This window comes from Acinetobacter sp. CS-2, assembly GCF_016599715.1.
GTDB lineage: Bacteria > Pseudomonadota > Gammaproteobacteria > Pseudomonadales > Moraxellaceae > Acinetobacter.
The window spans coordinates 3,034,414-3,051,856 of record NZ_CP067019.1 but is presented as its reverse complement, the minus strand read 5'-3'; the positions used below and the strand labels follow the sequence as shown (position 1 = coordinate 3,051,856).

Genomic DNA, 17,443 nt, shown 5'->3' with positions numbered 1-17,443 from the left:
GTCGGTATAAAATCAGCACTTTTGGGATTGGTGGTTAAAATTTAGCTGATTTGGATTTATACCGACAAATATACCGACAAAGTTGTCGGTATACTACCGTTATCCATCGTATTGTATCGGACATAAAAAAAGGCTCAATCCCTTTAGAATCAAGCCTTTTGCACTACGGTAAACTACTATAAATATCGAATTTGGCGGTGAAAGAGGGATTCGAACCCTCGATACGCTATTAACGTATACACACTTTCCAGGCGTGCTCCTTCAGCCACTCGGACACTTCACCATTGCGCCGCGATGATAGCGAAAAAAAGCCCTTCTGCCAAGTTGAAACAATTGATTTAGAGCAAAAGTTTTTGCTCAATGATATGATTGCGAAAAAATAGTGTTCAAAACGAAGACGAAATATGCAAAGTACTGCACAAAAAGCCGCATTGCCCGCGATTACTCTGGCAGCATTAGGGGTTGTGTTTGGAGATATTGGAACCAGTCCACTCTATGCGCTGAAAGAATCATTCCATACAGTACATGGCTTGGGGATTAACCCTGAAAATGTATTGGGTATTTTGTCGATTATTTTTTGGACCATGACACTGGTCATTACCATTAAATATGTCGCCATTGTTATGCGTGCAGATAACAATGGTGAAGGCGGAATTATGGCGCTGTTGGCCCTAAATTTGCGTAATACAAATTTTAGTGATCAAAAAAAGTTACTGTTAATTGCGATTGGCTTTATTGGTGCTTCCCTGTTTTTTGGGGATGGCATCATTACCCCCGCAATTTCAGTGTTATCTGCAGTTGAAGGGCTGTCTATCGCTACAAATGTTTTAGACCCTTATATTATACCAATCGCCATGACGATTGTGACCATATTGTTCATCATGCAAAAGTATGGAACAGCCTTTGTGGGGAAGTTTTTTGGTCCAATAACTTTATTATGGTTTTTAGCACTGGGATTCTTGGGAATCTCTAGCATTATTCAGACTCCTGTAGTTTTGGGGATGTTTAGTCCACATTGGGCTTTCCAGTTTATTGTCACTCATCCCTTAATGACCTTCTTTATTATGGGCGCGGTCGTACTGACCGTGACAGGCGGGGAAGCCTTGTATGCCGATATGGGCCATTTTGGTCCTGTTCCTATTCGTTTGGCCTGGTTTTTTGTGGTGTTACCTTGTTTGTTAATTAACTATGCAGGTCAGGGGGCATTATTACTTCGCGATCCAAGTGCGATTCAAAATCCATTCTATTTATTGGTGCCTGAATGGGCTCTATACCCCATGATTTTCTTGGCAACGATGGCCGCAGTCATTGCCTCTCAAGCTGTTATTTCAGGGGTGTTCTCTTTAGCACGTCAAGCCATTCAATTGGGTTATTTACCACGACTGACCATTAAACACACCTCAGACTCAGAACAGGGACAAATCTATGTGCCTTTACTGAACTGGGTTTTACTGGCCTCTATTATTGTACTGATCTTGATTTTCCAAACCAGTTCACGCTTATCTCATGCTTATGGTCTGGCTGTGACCATGACCATGTTATGTGACACCTTACTGATTGCTGTGTTTATTCGTTACACATGGAAATGGAATCTACCGAAACTGGTGCTGCTGATTACTCCATTCTTGGTATTGGACTTGGTATTGGTAAGCGCAACCTCACTCAAAGTATTCTCTGGGGGATGGGTTCCACTGTTGATTGGTGGAATTGCTTTCCTTCTATTAATGACATGGAAAGAAGGGCGTGAACTGACCTTCGCCAAGCTCCAGCAAGATACCTTACCTCTAGATATATTCGTGCAAAGTATCGATGAGCAAGCCAATTGGGTAGAAGGGGAAGCTATATTTCTCACGGGTACTCCCACAGTGGTACCGCACGCCATGTTGCATAATATGAAGCACAATAAGGTCTTGCATCAGAAAAATATTATTTTGACGGTTAAAATTCAAGATGTCCCTTACGTCGCTGATCAGGATCGCTTCCAAGTAGAAATGATGAATCGGCATTTTTATCGGGTTGAACTGTTTTACGGTTTTAAAGATGAGATGAATATTCCGCAGGCACTCGAAGCAGTCTACCAATCGATTGAACTCGAATATAATTTGATGCAAATCAGCTTCTTTGTTTCGCGTGAACGAATTATTAGTACAGTGGGTGACGGTATGGCCTCTTGGCGTGAAAAGCTGTTTATTTCGATGCAGCGCAATACCAGTCCGGTGAGTGACTTTTATCGGATTCCTCCCAATCGTGTGGTTGAATTAGGTAGTCAAATCGAAATCTAAGTTTCAGATCGTGCAGACAATAAAAAACCAAGGTGGAAAATCCTTGGTTTTTTATTTGGAGGATGAAAGCCTGAAAAAGAGCGTGATTAGTTCTCTGTTGCCTCTGTCATTGGTACTTCAGGAGAGACCTTTACCGGAGCATCGCTTACAGCAGCTTCTGGTGCTGCTTGTACTGCATCATCTGGCTGTGTTGCTTCAGGGGTGGCTGCAAAGGCTTCCTGGGTTGCAGTGGTCGCAACATGATTTGCTGGTGCGGCAGCCGCAGATTCATTGCTTAGTTCTGCTTGAGGCATATTTGCTGGATTGACTTGTGCATCAGCAGCAGATTGATTGACCGGCGCAGTTGCAATCTGTTGATCTGAACCTTGTTTCGCCTGTTGCGCAGCTAATTCGCTATTCGGTTGTATCTGATCTACATGGTCAGATACAGCCTGAGCTGTTTGCTCAATAGCAGATTCATTTGCTTGTGTGCTAGATGAATCAACTTGTGCTGCTGTATTTAGCTCTGAGCTTTGTGCCGCAGTTGCATCTGAAGCTGAGCTGGTTTGTACTGCGGTTTCAGAACCCGCTGCATTCGACTTGGTGGCAACTTGACCTGCATCCACAATGCGGATTTGACCACTAGCCACTAATTCTTCAATCGAACCTGCCTGACCATTTACTGCAGTGCTTACTTTGACTTTAGATAGACTTTCTAAGGTATCGCCCGGTTGAATGGCTGGTTCTGCGAATGCCGTTGCACTCATCATTCCTGTAACCAGACTTAAACCTAAAAGCTTAAAATGCATAAAATACTCCGTAGCAATCATTATTCAGATTTTTTGCGTATTTTTACCTTGTCATAAGCAGCATCGGTTTTTCAATCAAACATACGTAAAGCTCTTAAGACTGGTTAGAAAAGCTTTAGAAAATGAGACAGACTGTTACAACAACTGTGCTTTTGTTGAACAGTTTTAGGCTAATTGTTAAGCAAATAAAATTTGCTACATATACTTCATTTTCACTGCTTGTTAAGCTCGTGAAAAATGAGGGTTGGTCTCAAAATGGCAGTCAAGAAAGGTAAAACGGGTCAATCTGTAATGCAAATTTTAAAGCGGAATAGTTTAAAAATTATCTTGGGAGTAGTTGCAACCAGTAGTTTTGCAATTGCCTTTGGACAAGAAAGAATTCAACAGCTGATTTCATTGCCATCAGCCTCCAACTCGGCCTGTCTGGATCAGTTTTACCGCGATATTCCGCCGTATCTGGCCAAAAAAAGCCTGACTAAAAATGTCTTTCCTCTGTGCTTTAATGGCTTTAACGTGATGTATTCGGGGGTGTCGAAAACACCTTTATGGGTGGCAGAAGCCCTGACGCCACAACGCTTGAGCCATAAAATTCCACGTGAAGACAACTTCCATGAAGAAACACGTCTAAAGACAGAATATCGAGCGACCTTGGCAGACTATAAAGCTTCGGGCTATGACCGCGGACACATGGCACCCAATGCCGATATGCCGAATAAAGATGCGCAGTTTGACAGCTTCTCATTGGCCAATATGGTGCCGCAAGCTCCGAAGAATAATCAGCAGGTTTGGCGAGAGCTGGAAGAAGCGACTCGCGCGATCGTGACCAAGCAGAAGCAGGATGTCTATATTGTAACGGGACCGGTGTATTCAGCTAAAAAACTGAAGACAATTGGTAATGGGGTGATTGTTCCAACAGCGACCTATAAAGCCATCTATATCCCAAAAACAGGGGCAGCAGGGGTGTACTATGCCGACAATACCCTGAAAAATACTGCACCGAAAGTGCAGGTGATCAGTATCTGTGCTCTGGAAGATCTGACAGGAATTAATATTTTTCCCCAGTTAACCGAAGACCAGAAGCGCAATACTTACAATTTGCCACTAAAAGCAAGTGCAGTGAAAGCAACTCAGAAAATTGCCTATTCACATTGGGATGCAGAAAGCCAATGTGCCGAAGAAGTCAGTGCAGATGAGCTTAACGCTTTGCAGAAAAAGTTTAAATCTTCCTCTGCAAGTTCAGCAAATTTAACCCCTGCACAAGAGAATAACGGTAGTGCAGTAACGAACGGTCCAAATACTCAAGATGCGATTATTAAACAGTTGATAGAAGGGCTTTTGCAGTACATTTTACAGTTGTTGAAATAAGTCTTTTTTAGGTAGGATGAAAGTCGTCATCCTACTTTTTTAATAACAACAAAGATCAGTGAGAATACAATGTTCAAGCCTTTTGAAAATGGTACCGAATCGCATGCCATTCATGACCTCACCTTAGAAAATCAAGAAGACTGTGTCAGTATTTATGGCAATTTACAGCTGACCAAAGATCAGGCCGGGCTTCAGGCAGCGAAAGCCTTGCAGGCTTTTGTTAATGCTGTGGTCAGTGCTTTGGAAAATGAAGCTCATCTTCCGGAAAAAATTGACCGTCAGAATGAACAGGAAATTGAAAATCCATTTTTATAAGCAGTGCTTATGTTTCACATGGAACATAAAAAAAGCTCACCGACGTGAGCTTTTTTATTCTTCAGGATATTTGATATTAATCGGGAAATTGCTGGTTGATTAATCATAACATACTGAATAGATATGACATTCCCCTGATGATTTGAAGGTAAATTTATGCATATTGTTGTTGTCGCCATTGCTGCGGTGTCATGCCTGTCCACTTTTTAAAAGCACGCTGGAAGGCACTTTGTTCGGAATAACTCAGCAATAAGGCAATTTCTTGCAGGCTGAGATGCCGATCTTTTAAATATTGCTCCGCCAATAAATGTCGTACTTCCTGCATACGCTGCTGATAGGTGGTGCCTTGTTGTTGTAAATGGCGTTGCAATTGCCGTACCGACATACTGAGCTGCTTGGCAATCGGTTCGATTTGATACAGGTTTTTTTGCAGTCCGGTGAGAATAGCTTGTTGCAGACGTTCATCTAATTGGGTGGAATTCGGAAGTTTATCCAGGAGTGCCTGAGCTTGCTGCATCAGCAAATGTTGCAGGGTTTGGTCTCCTTGACGAAAAGGCTTGGCGAGCTCGGCAACTGGTAAAATAATTTGCGCCACAGGCTGAGAAAAACGGACTTTGCAATGGAAATACTGTTCGTATAACGCGACATTCTTGGGTGCCGGATGGGTAAAGTGAACCTCATGAATATGAATATCTTCAAATTCCATAGAATGTTTCAGGAACTGAAACATCACGGCAATTGCGATTTCATTGCTGACTTGAGTGGTCAGATGAAAAGGAACACTTCCCCAGCCAATGGTCAAATAATCCCCCAGCATGTCGGCTTGTAAGGGGCTGCCATCATAGATCAAACGATGCAGGTCATGATAACGATACAAAGCTTCACCTAAGGTATTACAGGACAGGGCAATATAGGCAATGATGCCGAGATGTTTGGGTTGTACATATTCGGCAATCTCTAAGCCGAGTGCAGGAATTTTTAAATGCTGATCTACATCGGTCAGTAATTCGCGCCAAAGACAAAAGTCAAAGCGTTCCAAGTTCTGAACTTGTTCAAGTTTTTCAGAAATGGCTAAGCCTTTGGCCTGACTATAGGCATAAAGTAAATGCCCAAGTCCGCCATATACAGAGCCTGTGTAATCTTTAAACTGATGCATATTGATCTTTTTATTGTCGTAATTTGTCAATGAAGTTTTATTTTAAGGTCAATATTTAGCACATTTCATTGCCTATATTCAATACAGAATAGGGAGAAAGCGATAATGTGGAAAGGTTTCTTGTTGGGTTTGGTGGTGGCCAATGGCTTTGAATGGATCGCACACAAATATATTTTGCATGGCACACATCGCAGTGGAAAGCCGCGTTATAGTCCGGTGCCAGACAGCATGAAATCACATTGGGAGCATCATCGTGAAGTCAGAAAAACGGCATTTCATGACCATGGCTATGTCGAAGGTCTTGCCAATTGGCGCACTAAAAATGAAATTATTTCACTGACTGTGGTTGCGGGCGTTTTTGGCACGCTATTTTATCCGGTCTCCAAAGGCATGGCACTGTCTACGGTATATAGTGCCTGTAATTATTATTATATTCACCGCCGCGCCCATTTAGAGCCAGAGTGGGCCATGAAAAAAATTCCTTGGCATTATGATCATCATATGAATTCCAATCAGGATGCCAACTGGTGCGTGACCAAACCCTGGTTTGATTACATTTTGGGAACTCGGGTGATTTCAGCCCCAGAATTGCAGGAGGAAAATCCCTTAGGAATTTTGCTGCCCGACATAGTTTCAAATCTGTTGAACGGTATAACCGAGCGTTATTTTCCGGCGAAATGGGTGGAAAAACAGGGTAATTAGTTATTTTTTTAGAATGAAGTGTAAGTTTTATCGATCAGGAAGATATTGCGCGATAAAATAGCTAGAAGTCACGACTGCCGAGATCTTGTCGTAATTTGTCAATATTTTCGGTATTAATAGTCAATGTTTTTATTATTATTTGTTATATATTTGTTTTCGCAATCAGGCTGGCCCAGTTAAGTTGACGAGTCACTGTATATGTCATTTTACTGTTTTTCTTTTCAAGAAACCGCGCTGTAGTTTTCTTGGTTTATAGGGAGTCTTCAAGACTCCCTTTTTTTATCTGCACTTTTTATGCGGGTCTGATTTCAGAGCTGGTCTATAAATAAAAAAGAGTGGAAAGGACCACTCTTTTTAGATTAACTTGTGTCACTTCTTAGAGACGCATTTCAATCCCTTGTGCAGCCAGATACTGTTTGGCTTCCTGAATGGTGTATTGACCAAAGTGGAAAATAGAAGCTGCAAGTACTGCATCTGCACCACCCTTGAGAATACCATCAGCCAAATGCTGCAAGTTACCCACGCCACCAGAAGCAATAGTTGGAATGGTGACACGGTCATTGATGTTACGCATTAAGGCCAAGTCATAACCGGCTTTGGTACCATCGGCATCCATAGAGGTAATTAACAGTTCACCTGCGCCATAATCAGCCATTTTGACTGCCCATTCAATGGCATCAATGCCGGTCGGTTTACGGCCACCATGGGTGAAAATTTCCCATTTATTGTCGCCGGTTTTTTTGGCATCAATCGCCACTACAATACATTGGGCACCAAAGCGTTGCGACGCTTCCTGAACAAATTCCGGGTTAAATACCGCAGCCGAGTTAATGCTGACTTTATCGGCACCGGCATTCAGCAACAGGCGGATATCTTCCACCTTACGCACACCGCCACCTACAGTTAAGGGAACAAAGACGCTTTCTGCCATGCGTTCAACGGTACGGTAAGTGGTATCGCGACCGCTTGAGGTTGCAGTAATGTCCAGGAAGGTAATTTCATCGGCACCTTGTTCATTATAACGGCGTGCTACTTCGACCGGATCGCCTGCATCACGAATATCAAGGAACTGTACGCCTTTCACCACTCGACCATTATCTACGTCAAGGCAAGGAATAATACGTTTAGCAAGCATAATTTTTTCCAAAAATAACAGCCGATTATGAAACTTCGCCACGAAGGTGCTACACCTTGGTAGTTGTAGCAGGTATTCTATCAAAATTATGTAAGTTTTTTTGCAGGTTTTCTATGTCGGTTTATACCCCTTTGACTTTACAGGAAGTTCAGGCGTTTGCAGCACCTTATGGATTAGAGGTGCTGGAGCTGATTCCGATTCAAGGCGGGATTCAGAATACCAACTATTTTTTAGTCTGTGAAAATGCAAAGCAGTATGTGCTGACCGTATTTGAAGAGATGGATGAGCAGGGTGCAGCAGAACTGGTTCCGGTACTGGAGCATTTAGGTCAGCAAGGTTTAGCCGTGCCTGTACCGTTAAATTATGCAGGGCAGGCTATTCATCCTTTAAAAAGTAAGCCTGCGCAGATTGCACCACGCATGATGGGCAAGCATCCCATGCCAGCAACTTTGGAACAGGCACAGGCCATTGCTGTGGCTCAGGCGAAAATCCATGTGGCTCTACAGGATTTTCCGCTGGAACGAGCTGCATATCGTAACCACAATTACTGGCTGCAAGTGGCGAAAGAATTAAAACCGACTCTAAATCCTGCCGATTCTATTCTGCTCAGTGAAGTGCTGGGGCTTTATGACGCACTCACTGCCGTCTATCCAAACCGTCCCAAAGGCTTTATTCATTCCGATTTGTTCCGTGACAATACCTTGTTTGAAGGCAACGAATTGAAAGGAATCCTGGATTTTTACGAATTGAACAAAGATGAATTTCTGTTTGATATTGCCATTACCTTAAATGACTTCTGCACCGAATATCCCGAGGTGCATTTAAATGAAGCGAAAGCCCACGCTTTTTTAGAAGCTTATGAAACGGTGCGTCCTCTGACTCAGGATGAAAAATCCTGTCTGGAAATTTATCTGGCCATGGCGGCAGCACGGTTTTGGCTGATGCGTTTACAAGTCGCACAAAAAAATGCACAACAAGGACGTACAGGAGATGATATTCTTCAGAAAAATCCTTTGGAAATGCGTAATATGCTGGTAGAACGACTAAAATTTGTGACGGCTTGATATAGGATATAAAAATGCGTGATCAGGGGCGATTGGTCGAATGGTTTGATGAAAAAGGCTATGGTTTTATTCAGCCCAATGATGCCTCGAAAGATCGCGTGTTTCTACACATTAAGGATTTTGCCCGTCAAGGGCCCCGTCCGATTGTGGGTTGTGCGCTTGAATATACGGTCTTGCTGGATGGAGATGGACGTTATCGTGCCCAGCAGGTGACTTATCTTAAAGCGTCACAAACCAAAAAAAATGTGAGCAAGCCAAAGCTCTCCAAGCAACCGGCACAAAAATTAAAACCGATGCAAATTGCCTGTATCGGTTATATTTTGGCTCTGGCCGTGTTTACCATAGCGGGTTTATTAAGTGGCATGGTGCTGTTATTTATTAGCATCATTAATGCCATCACTTACTGGATGTACGCTCAAGATAAAGAAGCTGCCTTGCAAGGTAATCGCCGCGTACCCGAGCAAACCCTGCATCTGCTATCTTTTCTGGGCGGCTGGCCTACGGCATGGCTGGCTCAGGAAAAGCTGCGTCATAAAACACAAAAACAACCCTTTAGAAAGATTTATTTTTGTACTATAGCCTTAAACATACTTTTGATTTTATGGCTGATTTCTCCTTTTAATGTGCTGAAATTTTAAAAGGGGGAACGATTACTTAAAAGGTATAATAATGAATTATTCTATCGATCAAGATCCCAACCGTACCCTGACTTTAATTCTTTATATCCTGTACATTATTGCCATTTTTACGGGAGGCTTATTGGCCGTTGTTGCCCTGATCATTAACTATATAAAGCGCAATGATGTACGGGGTTCCATTTTTGAAAGCCATTTTAGCTGGCAAATCCGGACCTTCTGGTGGTATCTGTTTTGGAACCTGATTGCCTTTATTCCTTTTATTTTCCTGTTTTTTACCGGTGAAAACATGGATGTATTTACTGGGGTTGCCTTAGGCGCAAGTGTATTTTGTTTGCTGGTGATTGGCATTTCCTGGATCTGGATTGTCTATCGTGCTATTCGCGGTATTATTTGTTTGAATGACAATCAGCCTATGTATCAATAACAACAGATCTAAAAAATGAAGGTGGCAATAGCCACCTTTTTTATGCGCTATAATGAATCATCTGTTTAAACAGATGCATTAATTTAATTCTTTTGTAAAAAATCAGTTTACCTTTTTAACTTTTATAGCATACTTTTTTAGTTAATTTACTTTACTTTTTTAATATTTAAAATTTACTTTTTTATTTTAATAGTTTTACTTTTTTAATATTTATAGTTTACATTTTTAATAAAATAACTTTACATTAATGTACATTTATTTATATAAATTTAATTTCTTTTTTTATTTTAATTTAGACGGGTTTTAGGCTTAAGAATAAAATCGACCGCGACGGCGGCGTAGTCCTAAAACATGAATTGCGCGCACCAAAACCGCATACGAAACTGCGTAGCCAAAACGTTGCTCAAATAATATTACAAGGTCGCTAATATTCTTAAATTTTGTATTTTTTACAAATACTTGAAATTCATCCCAGTCTTTAATATGACTCGGTGCACCGCGGTTTTTTGCCGGTTTTGGCACTAAGTCTCCGGTTTCTTCTTCCAGCTTGATCCATGCATCCAGTGTCACACGAGAAATGTTGAATTCTTTGCATACTGCAACTTTGTAATCAGTTTTTTTATACATTTGAATGGCTGCTTTTCGAGTTTCTAAACTGTACTTTGGCATTTACTCGTACCAGGATTAAATATTTATTTTTTATTATATGGCATAGTCGTTGCAAATGAACAAATAACTCAAATAAATAATGTTCAGGTGACAGCTATGGAGAAAACACAAGTCTCTTTCAAAAAAATGTCGTTATGGCAAGTCGTCATCCTTGGTGTGGCCTATATGACCCCAATGGTGGTGTTTGATACTTTTGGTATTGTGTCCGGAATCACCGATGGCCGGGTACCCTTGGCTTATATTTTTGCTTTGGTGGCGATGCTGCTGACTGCATTTAGCTATGCACGCTTTAGCCGGCAAACTGAAAAACCCGGTTCTGCCTATACCTACACCGCAGAATCTTGTGGAGCCAAAGCTGGCTTCTTTGTGGGCTGGTGTTCCTTGCTCGACTACATCTTGCTGCCTTTAGTGAATGCCTTGTTGGCCGGGATTTATCTGGAAGCGGTTATTCCCAGCGTACCTTACTGGATGTGGGTCACGCTGTTTGCAGGCCTGGTCACACTCATTAACTGTTTCCGCATTAATTTCCTTGCCAATCTCAGTCTAGTCTTTGTGATCGCACCTTTATTACTGATGGTGCTATTCATCTATCTGGTGATTCGCGGTGTAGGTGAGGGACAAGGTTATGAGCATGTGTTGACTCTTGCGCCGTTATTTAATGGTGACAGCTCCATCCTACCCTTGATTGCAGGGGCATCCATCCTGTGCTTTTCATTTCTGGGCTTTGATGCGGTGACCACCATGTCGCATGAAACTCAAGATCCGAAACGAACCATTCCACGTGCGGTGATGCTCACTACACTGTCAGGCGGTATCATTTTCCTGACGGCATCCTGGTTTATTCAACTCTATTTTCCAAGCAATGTCCGTTTTAACAACCCGGATGAAGCCTTGCCTGAAATTGTGCTGTATGTCGGTGGAGCATTGTTCCAGTCGGTATTTTTGTGTGCACAAATTATGAATACCTTTGCTTCAGGTCTGGCAACCCATGCCAGTGCATCCCGTCTGATTCATATTATGGGTAAAGATGGTATTTTTCATAAAGAAACTTTTGGGCAAGTTCACAGCAAATTAGGTACACCGCTTTATGCAGTACTGTTGGTTGGTTTGATTTCTCTGACGGCCATCGCCCTTGACCTGGCAACTGTGGTGAGCATGATTAGTTTCGGGGCCTTGATTGCCTTTACCGCAGTCAATTTTTCAGTTTTCGTCAAATTCTATGTCCGTGAGCAGCAACGCCACGGGATGAAAAATATCTTTTTAAACCTGATTTTACCGTTTATTTCGGTCGGCGTGATCATGTGTTTATGGTTCAACCTGGAGCGTTCCGCACTGTTGTTTGGTTGTGGCTGGCTGTCTGTCGGGATTGTGATCTTCCTGTACAAAAAACTGAAAAAGCAAAACATTGTGATTGGCAATGCCTACTAAAAGATTGCCGCAAATTTTGAAATGAATTGAAGATGGGAAGAGTGAACATGAATATACAAAAGCCAGTATTTTTAAATGACGTAGAATTTAAAGCCAGCATAAACCAGCAAAGTGGCAAGGAATGGAACTGGATTAATCCAAAGCATGGTGCATTTGGGCATCCTGCGAATTACTATGAAAGTTCACTGGAACAATGGCACCAGTTTGATGCCTTGAGTGCCGATATTGAATGTGATGTGGTGGTGATTGGTGGCGGCTTGCTGGGTGCTTCGACGGCCTTACATCTGTCTGAGCAGGGGGTGGAGACGGTTCTGGTCGAGAAAAACCGGATTGGCAGTGCGGCTTCTGGAAGAAATGGCGGGCAATTGACCCCAGGCTTGGCACGTTGGGAAGCGGCAGAAATGATTGAACATTTCAGTTATGCAGATGCCAAAAAACTCTGGCACTTTACCTCAACCGAAGCGATGTCCTTAATTGATTCGATTGCAGACCAATACAATCTGGACTTGCAGCGTAAACGTGGCCATATCACCGCTGCCGTACATGAAGGGCATCTGGTTGGTTTAACTCAAGGTGCCGATGCACGCAAGTTTTTGGGTGAGGCCCATACTCAAGTAGTGGGCAAGCATGAGCTGAAAGAACACATTGCCTCTGACAATTATTGTGGTGGTTTGCTGGATGCTCTGGGTGGACATATTCATCCCCTGGCTTTAAACCGCGGTCTCATTTATGGTTTCTGTAAAAATGGCGGCAAAGTCTATGAGCAAACTGAAGTCACTGTAGTAGAAGAACGGGAAGATGGTATTTATGTGACCACCACCAGTGGCGTGATCAAAGCCCGTAAAAGTGTGGTGATGGGGGTGCATCATGCCTCCTTTAAGTTGCTGCAAAAGAATAATCAGACCACGATTCCGTTCTATACCTATGTCTGTACCACAGCTCCATTAGAATTTGATTTAAAAGAATTATTACCAACAGATGCACCTGTCTATGATACGCAATTCCAGATCGACTATTATCGTGGTGTATCGCAAAACCGCTTGCTGTTTGGTGGGGAGGGGACAGGTTCATGCTGGAATCCTGAAAAAACCCATCAGTATTTATTGGGCCGGATTCAACATGTATTTCCGCAGTTAAAAAGTGTCGAGCTGGATTTTGTCTGGAGTGGAACCACTGACCTGACCATGAATGGCGCGGCAGATAGCCGTAAGTTTGGTAACAAATTCCCCATCTATGCCGTACAGGGCTGGAGCGGTCATGGCGTGGCGCAAACGGTACGTATCGGTAAGGCGATTGCTGATGATTTCTGTGGCAAAGCGGATGACTTTAATATGCTGACCCGTATTCATCATCAGGATATTCTGTTTGGTCGTGCACTGGCACCCGTGGTCATTCCGGTAGCAAAAAGCGCCTATGGATTGGGTGCGTTGATTAATCCGGGGAAGATGGTGTCGTTTTAAATATCTCTTTCCTTCCACAAAAACCGATAATGATTCTTCCTCTCCCTGTGGGAGAGGATTGGGGAGAGGGCAATATTTTCAGTGAAAAATTCGAATTTCTCGTGCTCTTGAAATTAACCTTTCCTAACCGCTCCTGGAAGATGAGGAATTTTCTTTAGAGAAATATTCAGCAGAAAGAGATCTTTTAAGGATTCACTTCTTTATTTTTCTTCAAAAACTTCGGTTTCCATTCACTGACAATGACCCCTAAAACCACCAACACCCCACCAAGGATGGCCAGTAAGGGCAAACGCTCCCCCGCAATACGACCAATTAAAGCTGCCCAAACTGGCTCACCGGAATAGATGATGGCAGCTTGCGCAGGGTCGACTGCACGTTGTGCCCAGTTCATCACCAGTTGAATGGCGGCACTAGCAAAACCTAAGCCAGTTAAAATGATCACCAGAGGCCAGGAAAAAACTGGATTCCAGCTTTCACCAGCCAAAGGCATCATGCAAAAAGCAAAAATCGAGGCAAAGCCGAGTTGAATCACGGTGACACGGCGGACATTGACTTTACCGGCAAAAAATCCGATCAGAATAATTTCCATCGCAATAGCGACTGAACCCAAGAGGGTAATGATCTGACCAAAGCTCAGCTGGATTGCACCAAACCCATTTCCGGTTAAAAAGACCAGACCTAAAAAGGCCAGCACTGTGCCACACCAGGTCATGAATTGCGGGGTTTTACGGAACAATAGCCATAAAAGAATCGGCACCAGAGGTACATACAGCGCGGTTAAAAAAGCCGATTCACTGCTGCTGATGCTTTGTAGTCCAATGGTTTGCGTGCCATAACCCAGCGCAATCACCAGACCAATGACAGCTCCTGCGGCAATTTCTTTCAGTTGGATTGCGGTTAAATCCTTCCAGGAAAACAGGCTGACAAACAACATGGCAGCAGCAAAACGGCAACCGACGAAAAACATCGGGCTGGCAAAGTTTAAGCCATATTGCACGGTGATAAACGAGCCACCCCAAACCAGGGTAATTAAAATTAAGGCAAGTTGCGGTGCTTTGGCTTTCAGGCAAGAGGGAAAATAGGACATGCTTACACAGGAAGTGATTTTTAAAAATATCAGAAATAAAAAAGAGGTCCGAAGACCTCTTGGAGATACATCACGGAATTAAAGTGATTGTTCATCTAACAGTAATTGCGCTTCACGAAGGTTCAGTGTGCCTTCGTAAATGGCGCGACCGGTAATGGCACCTAAAATGCCCGGCTGGCCTTTCAAGTTACGGACATCATCCAGATTGGTCACACCACCAGAGGCAATCACAGGAAGACCTGAATAAGTCGCCAAGTTAACAGTTTGCTCGATGTTTACACCCTGCATCATACCGTCACGTGCAATGTCGGTATAGACAATGCTTGATACGCCAGCATCAGCAAAACGTTTTGCAAGGTCAGTCGCTTTTACATCTGTGACATTGGCCCAGCCATCGGTTGCCACCATGCCATTCATGGCATCGATACCGACAATGATGTGGCCGGCAAATTTCTTGCATGCTTCTTCCACAAACTCAGGATTTTGAACTGCTTTGGTCCCGATAATCACAAAAGACACACCGGCATCCAGATAATGTTCAATGGTTTCCAGTGAACGGATACCACCACCAATTTGAATTGGCAGCTCTGGTTGTGCTTTGGCAATGGCTTCAACCACAGGTTTATGAATCGGTGTACCTGCGAAAGCGCCGTTTAAATCCACCAAATGCAAGCGACGTGCGCCTTCATTGACCCAATGCTGTGCAGTTGCAACCGGATCGTCAGAGAATACGGTATCGTCTTCCATACGGCCTTGTTTTAAACGGACACATTTGCCATCTTTCAGGTCAATTGCAGGGATGATCAGCATGCTTTCGCTCCTTGCCCAATCTTATTGAATTCATTGTGTTCCATCTTAGCAAAGTATTGGCAAATCTCTAAGCATGAGTTGCAGCTTTTATTTTGTTGGGGCGAATGCGTAACTTTAATGTGGTATTGGGAATATGTTTGGGCAGCAAGCCTAAGCGCAGTAATTCTTCAAACACTAAAACCGGGGCATAGGCATCGGCAGCCGCATAGTCAATCTGCTGAGGAGTCAGCGTTTTACGTGCCCAGTTCGAGGTGCTGGTTTTTTTACTTTTGGGAAAGTTCACCTGAAATAGAAGTGCCATGGCATTTTTCAGTCCCATTGGATTGGTAAAGCCAAAAGCAGAAAAGCATTTCGACAGTTCAATCACACTGTTTAGTTCAATACCTTTTTTACGGAATAGATGGGCATCATTTTTTAAGCCAAAGCCAACTTTAATCTGGTCACGGCTGGCAAAAATCGGCTTTAAAAATTCCCAAATCTCATCATTCATTTGGAACAGATAGGCTTTGTCTAAGGTCGCCAATTGAATCAGATGTGGCCCCGTGGAAACTTCACCGACTCTAAATGTGGGCTTGGATTCAGAATCGAAACCAAGTACTGCGCAGTGTGTTAATTCTGCTTCCAAAGCATGACATTGTTCCAGGTTGTTAATCACCTGAATCTGTTGCATCGGAAGGTTTTTAAATGGAGGGAAGGCCTGAATCTGTTCTTTGCTGGGCAGGGTTTGAAGTAGCGGCTCTTCCATAATCATCAATAGCTAACTGGTCTGAAATCAGCTTAATGGTTTTTCCGAGTTTAGGCAAAATAAAAGCCCACCGAAGTGAGCTTTTTAAAATAAGTTGGAAGAGCCTTAGATATCCCATTCCACAAAGTTTTTCAGTAACTGCAAACCGGCAGTATGACTCTTTTCCGGATGGAACTGGGTAGCGAACAGGTTTTCTTTATGCAGCGCCGTACAGAACTCTAAACCATAGTCACAGGTGGCTGCCACAATGCTCTTGTCTTCAGGTTCAACATAGAAACTATGCACGAAATAGAAACGCGCATCCTGTTCAATGTCTTTCCACATTGGATGGCTTGGGTCTGCCTGATGCACCTGGTTCCAGCCCATGTGTGGCACTTTTAAACCGGCCATATCCGGGAAACGCTTTACTTCACCGGCAAAAATACCTAGCGCATCTGAACCGCCATTTTCTTCCGAGTGTTGCATTAAGGCTTGCATGCCGACACAGATCGCCAGCACAGGCTTATTGAATACGGCATGGCGTACCACTTCATCAATACCTGCTTCATGCATGCCTTGCATACAGTCACGCATGGCACCGACACCCGGAAAGACGATTTTATCGGCTTGGGCAATCAGTTTGGGATCATTGGTAACATCTACAGTTGCGCCGACATGTTCCAGGGCTTTGGCTGCGGAGTGTAAATTTCCCATACCATAGTCAAGAAGGGCAATACGGGTCATTACAAAGTACCTTTGGTTGAAGCAACAGTATTTTCTGCACGTGGATCGACTTCACAGGCCATACGGAGTGCGCGGGCAAATGCTTTAAATACGCTTTCGATCTGGTGATGGCTGTTTTTGCCTTTCAGGTTATCAATGTGCAGGGTCATTAAGGCGTGATTCACAAAACCTTGAAAAAATTCAGAGAATAGATCAACATCAAAGCTGCCAATACGTGCGCGAGTGAATGGAATATCCATCCACAAGCCCGGACGACCAGATAAATCAACCACAACACGGCTTAAAGATTCATCCAGTGGGGCATAGAAGTGACCATAACGACGTAGGCCTTTTTTATCACCCAGGGCTTGGGCAAATGCCTGACCTAGAGTGATACCACAGTCTTCTACGGTGTGATGGTCATCAATTTCCAGGTCACCATCACAATGAATATCAATGTCAAATAAGCCGTGTCGCTTGATTTGATCAATCATATGATCTAAAAATGGAACACCTGTATTGAGAGTGCCTTGACCTGTACCATCAAGATTCACACGAACTCGGATTTTGGTTTCGTTAGTGTTTCTTACCACTTCACTGATACGTTGCGTCATAGACACGTTCCTCAAAAACGATGATGTAAAATGTTTTTTTCGCGATGACGAAATTATCG

General features: G+C 43.2%; 18 protein-coding genes and 1 tRNA gene. 9 read left to right on the top strand and 10 right to left on the bottom strand.

The window, feature by feature from the left end; translation table 11 throughout:
- Positions 1 to 192: 192 nt before the first annotated feature.
- A tRNA-Ser gene (locus JFY49_RS15030) sits at positions 193 to 283 on the bottom strand.
- Positions 284 to 404: 121 nt separating this feature from the next.
- On the opposite strand from JFY49_RS15030, the gene JFY49_RS15025 reads away from it, so the two are divergent.
- Complete coding sequence (locus JFY49_RS15025; protein ID WP_166170716.1) at positions 405 to 2,282, top strand: potassium transporter Kup; 1,878 nt, start codon at positions 405 to 407, stop codon at positions 2,280 to 2,282.
- A gap of 86 nt (positions 2,283 to 2,368) precedes the next feature.
- Here JFY49_RS15025 and JFY49_RS15020 read toward each other — a convergent pair whose 3' ends face one another.
- Entirely contained in the window at positions 2,369 to 3,070 is a 702-nt protein-coding gene (locus JFY49_RS15020; RefSeq protein WP_166170714.1) for a hypothetical protein, read from the bottom strand.
- Between the two features lie 255 nt (positions 3,071 to 3,325).
- On the opposite strand from JFY49_RS15020, the gene JFY49_RS15015 reads away from it, so the two are divergent.
- Both JFY49_RS15015 and JFY49_RS15010 read left to right on the top strand, forming a co-directional pair.
- Positions 3,326 to 4,435, top strand: coding sequence for a DNA/RNA non-specific endonuclease (locus tag JFY49_RS15015; protein WP_166170712.1), 1,110 nt, complete (start codon positions 3,326 to 3,328; stop codon positions 4,433 to 4,435).
- Between the two features lie 69 nt (positions 4,436 to 4,504).
- Positions 4,505 to 4,750, top strand: coding sequence for a hypothetical protein (locus JFY49_RS15010; protein ID WP_166170710.1), 246 nt, complete (start codon positions 4,505 to 4,507; stop codon positions 4,748 to 4,750).
- A 154-nt stretch (positions 4,751 to 4,904) separates the two neighbouring features.
- Here JFY49_RS15010 and JFY49_RS15005 read toward each other — a convergent pair whose 3' ends face one another.
- Positions 4,905 to 5,906, bottom strand: coding sequence for an AraC family transcriptional regulator (locus JFY49_RS15005; RefSeq protein WP_200223327.1), 1,002 nt, complete (start codon positions 5,904 to 5,906; stop codon positions 4,905 to 4,907).
- Positions 5,907 to 6,011: 105 nt separating this feature from the next.
- On the opposite strand from JFY49_RS15005, the gene JFY49_RS15000 reads away from it, so the two are divergent.
- A complete protein-coding gene (locus JFY49_RS15000; protein ID WP_166170706.1) occupies positions 6,012 to 6,608 on the top strand; it encodes a sterol desaturase family protein in 597 nt (198 codons plus the stop codon).
- 376 nt (positions 6,609 to 6,984) lie between these two features.
- Here JFY49_RS15000 and hisF read toward each other — a convergent pair whose 3' ends face one another.
- On the bottom strand, positions 6,985 to 7,746 hold the full coding sequence (gene hisF / locus JFY49_RS14995; RefSeq protein ID WP_320159621.1) for an imidazole glycerol phosphate synthase subunit HisF: 762 nt from the start codon (positions 7,744 to 7,746) through the stop codon (positions 6,985 to 6,987).
- Positions 7,747 to 7,856: 110 nt separating this feature from the next.
- On the opposite strand from hisF, the gene JFY49_RS14990 reads away from it, so the two are divergent.
- The 3 genes from JFY49_RS14990 to JFY49_RS14980 are packed head-to-tail and all read left to right on the top strand — an operon-like array spanning position 7,857 to position 9,869.
- Positions 7,857 to 8,807, top strand: a complete 951-nt coding sequence (locus tag JFY49_RS14990; RefSeq protein ID WP_166170702.1) for a homoserine kinase — start codon at positions 7,857 to 7,859, stop codon at positions 8,805 to 8,807.
- A 14-nt stretch (positions 8,808 to 8,821) separates the two neighbouring features.
- The gene (locus tag JFY49_RS14985) at positions 8,822 to 9,445 is read left to right on the top strand and encodes a DUF1294 domain-containing protein (RefSeq protein ID WP_086197727.1); all 624 of its coding nucleotides are present in this window, start codon (positions 8,822 to 8,824) and stop codon (positions 9,443 to 9,445) included.
- A 31-nt stretch (positions 9,446 to 9,476) separates the two neighbouring features.
- Positions 9,477 to 9,869 (top strand): DUF4870 family protein, encoded by a 393-nt coding sequence (locus JFY49_RS14980; RefSeq protein ID WP_166170700.1) that lies wholly within the window; start codon positions 9,477 to 9,479, stop codon positions 9,867 to 9,869.
- 309 nt (positions 9,870 to 10,178) lie between these two features.
- On the opposite strand, the gene JFY49_RS14975 is transcribed toward JFY49_RS14980, so the two are convergent.
- Positions 10,179 to 10,538 (bottom strand): helix-turn-helix domain-containing protein, encoded by a 360-nt coding sequence (locus tag JFY49_RS14975; RefSeq protein WP_166170698.1) that lies wholly within the window; start codon positions 10,536 to 10,538, stop codon positions 10,179 to 10,181.
- Positions 10,539 to 10,634: 96 nt separating this feature from the next.
- Between JFY49_RS14975 and JFY49_RS14970 the strand changes: the two genes are divergently transcribed.
- Both JFY49_RS14970 and JFY49_RS14965 read left to right on the top strand, forming a co-directional pair.
- A complete protein-coding gene (locus JFY49_RS14970; RefSeq protein WP_180041985.1) occupies positions 10,635 to 11,966 on the top strand; it encodes an APC family permease in 1,332 nt (443 codons plus the stop codon).
- Positions 11,967 to 12,013: 47 nt separating this feature from the next.
- Positions 12,014 to 13,426, top strand: coding sequence for an NAD(P)/FAD-dependent oxidoreductase (locus tag JFY49_RS14965; RefSeq protein ID WP_166170694.1), 1,413 nt, complete (start codon positions 12,014 to 12,016; stop codon positions 13,424 to 13,426).
- A 184-nt stretch (positions 13,427 to 13,610) separates the two neighbouring features.
- On the opposite strand, the gene JFY49_RS14960 is transcribed toward JFY49_RS14965, so the two are convergent.
- The 5 genes from JFY49_RS14960 to hisB form a co-directional block, all read right to left on the bottom strand.
- On the bottom strand, positions 13,611 to 14,513 hold the full coding sequence (locus tag JFY49_RS14960; RefSeq protein ID WP_166170692.1) for a DMT family transporter: 903 nt from the start codon (positions 14,511 to 14,513) through the stop codon (positions 13,611 to 13,613).
- A 78-nt stretch (positions 14,514 to 14,591) separates the two neighbouring features.
- On the bottom strand, positions 14,592 to 15,323 hold the full coding sequence (gene hisA / locus JFY49_RS14955) for a 1-(5-phosphoribosyl)-5-[(5-phosphoribosylamino)methylideneamino]imidazole-4-carboxamide isomerase (protein ID WP_086197722.1): 732 nt from the start codon (positions 15,321 to 15,323) through the stop codon (positions 14,592 to 14,594).
- Positions 15,324 to 15,390: 67 nt separating this feature from the next.
- Positions 15,391 to 16,068, bottom strand: coding sequence for a 3'-5' exonuclease (locus JFY49_RS14950; RefSeq protein ID WP_166170691.1), 678 nt, complete (start codon positions 16,066 to 16,068; stop codon positions 15,391 to 15,393).
- 105 nt (positions 16,069 to 16,173) lie between these two features.
- On the bottom strand, positions 16,174 to 16,791 hold the full coding sequence (hisH, locus tag JFY49_RS14945) for an imidazole glycerol phosphate synthase subunit HisH (RefSeq protein ID WP_166170690.1): 618 nt from the start codon (positions 16,789 to 16,791) through the stop codon (positions 16,174 to 16,176).
- Entirely contained in the window at positions 16,791 to 17,384 is a 594-nt protein-coding gene (gene hisB / locus JFY49_RS14940) for an imidazoleglycerol-phosphate dehydratase HisB (RefSeq protein WP_086197720.1), read from the bottom strand. Before hisB ends, hisH begins: the two co-directional genes overlap by 1 nt.
- Between the last annotated feature and the right edge of the window lie 59 nt (positions 17,385 to 17,443).

Excerpts from the sequence above, each read along its gene's own strand:
- JFY49_RS15015 (WP_166170712.1), top strand. The coding sequence starts at position 3,326 with ATGGCAGTCAAGAAAGGTAAAACGGGTCAATCTGTAATGCAAATTTTA.
- JFY49_RS14970 (WP_180041985.1), top strand. The coding sequence starts at position 10,635 with ATGGAGAAAACACAAGTCTCTTTCAAAAAAATGTCGTTATGGCAAGTC.
- JFY49_RS15025 (WP_166170716.1), top strand. The coding sequence starts at position 405 with ATGCAAAGTACTGCACAAAAAGCCGCATTGCCCGCGATTACTCTGGCA.
- JFY49_RS15000 (WP_166170706.1), top strand. The coding sequence starts at position 6,012 with ATGTGGAAAGGTTTCTTGTTGGGTTTGGTGGTGGCCAATGGCTTTGAA.
- hisH (WP_166170690.1), bottom strand. The coding sequence starts at position 16,791 with ATGACCCGTATTGCCCTTCTTGACTATGGTATGGGAAATTTACACTCC.
- JFY49_RS14965 (WP_166170694.1), top strand. The coding sequence starts at position 12,014 with ATGAATATACAAAAGCCAGTATTTTTAAATGACGTAGAATTTAAAGCC.
- JFY49_RS15020 (WP_166170714.1), bottom strand. The coding sequence starts at position 3,070 with ATGCATTTTAAGCTTTTAGGTTTAAGTCTGGTTACAGGAATGATGAGT.
- JFY49_RS14980 (WP_166170700.1), top strand. The coding sequence starts at position 9,477 with ATGAATTATTCTATCGATCAAGATCCCAACCGTACCCTGACTTTAATT.
- JFY49_RS14950 (WP_166170691.1), bottom strand. The coding sequence starts at position 16,068 with ATGGAAGAGCCGCTACTTCAAACCCTGCCCAGCAAAGAACAGATTCAG.
- JFY49_RS14990 (WP_166170702.1), top strand. The coding sequence starts at position 7,857 with ATGTCGGTTTATACCCCTTTGACTTTACAGGAAGTTCAGGCGTTTGCA.
- JFY49_RS14985 (WP_086197727.1), top strand. The coding sequence starts at position 8,822 with ATGCGTGATCAGGGGCGATTGGTCGAATGGTTTGATGAAAAAGGCTAT.
- JFY49_RS14975 (WP_166170698.1), bottom strand. The coding sequence starts at position 10,538 with ATGCCAAAGTACAGTTTAGAAACTCGAAAAGCAGCCATTCAAATGTAT.
- hisB (WP_086197720.1), bottom strand. The coding sequence starts at position 17,384 with ATGACGCAACGTATCAGTGAAGTGGTAAGAAACACTAACGAAACCAAA.
- JFY49_RS14960 (WP_166170692.1), bottom strand. The coding sequence starts at position 14,513 with ATGTCCTATTTTCCCTCTTGCCTGAAAGCCAAAGCACCGCAACTTGCC.
- hisA (WP_086197722.1), bottom strand. The coding sequence starts at position 15,323 with ATGCTGATCATCCCTGCAATTGACCTGAAAGATGGCAAATGTGTCCGT.
- JFY49_RS15005 (WP_200223327.1), bottom strand. The coding sequence starts at position 5,906 with ATGCATCAGTTTAAAGATTACACAGGCTCTGTATATGGCGGACTTGGG.
- JFY49_RS15010 (WP_166170710.1), top strand. The coding sequence starts at position 4,505 with ATGTTCAAGCCTTTTGAAAATGGTACCGAATCGCATGCCATTCATGAC.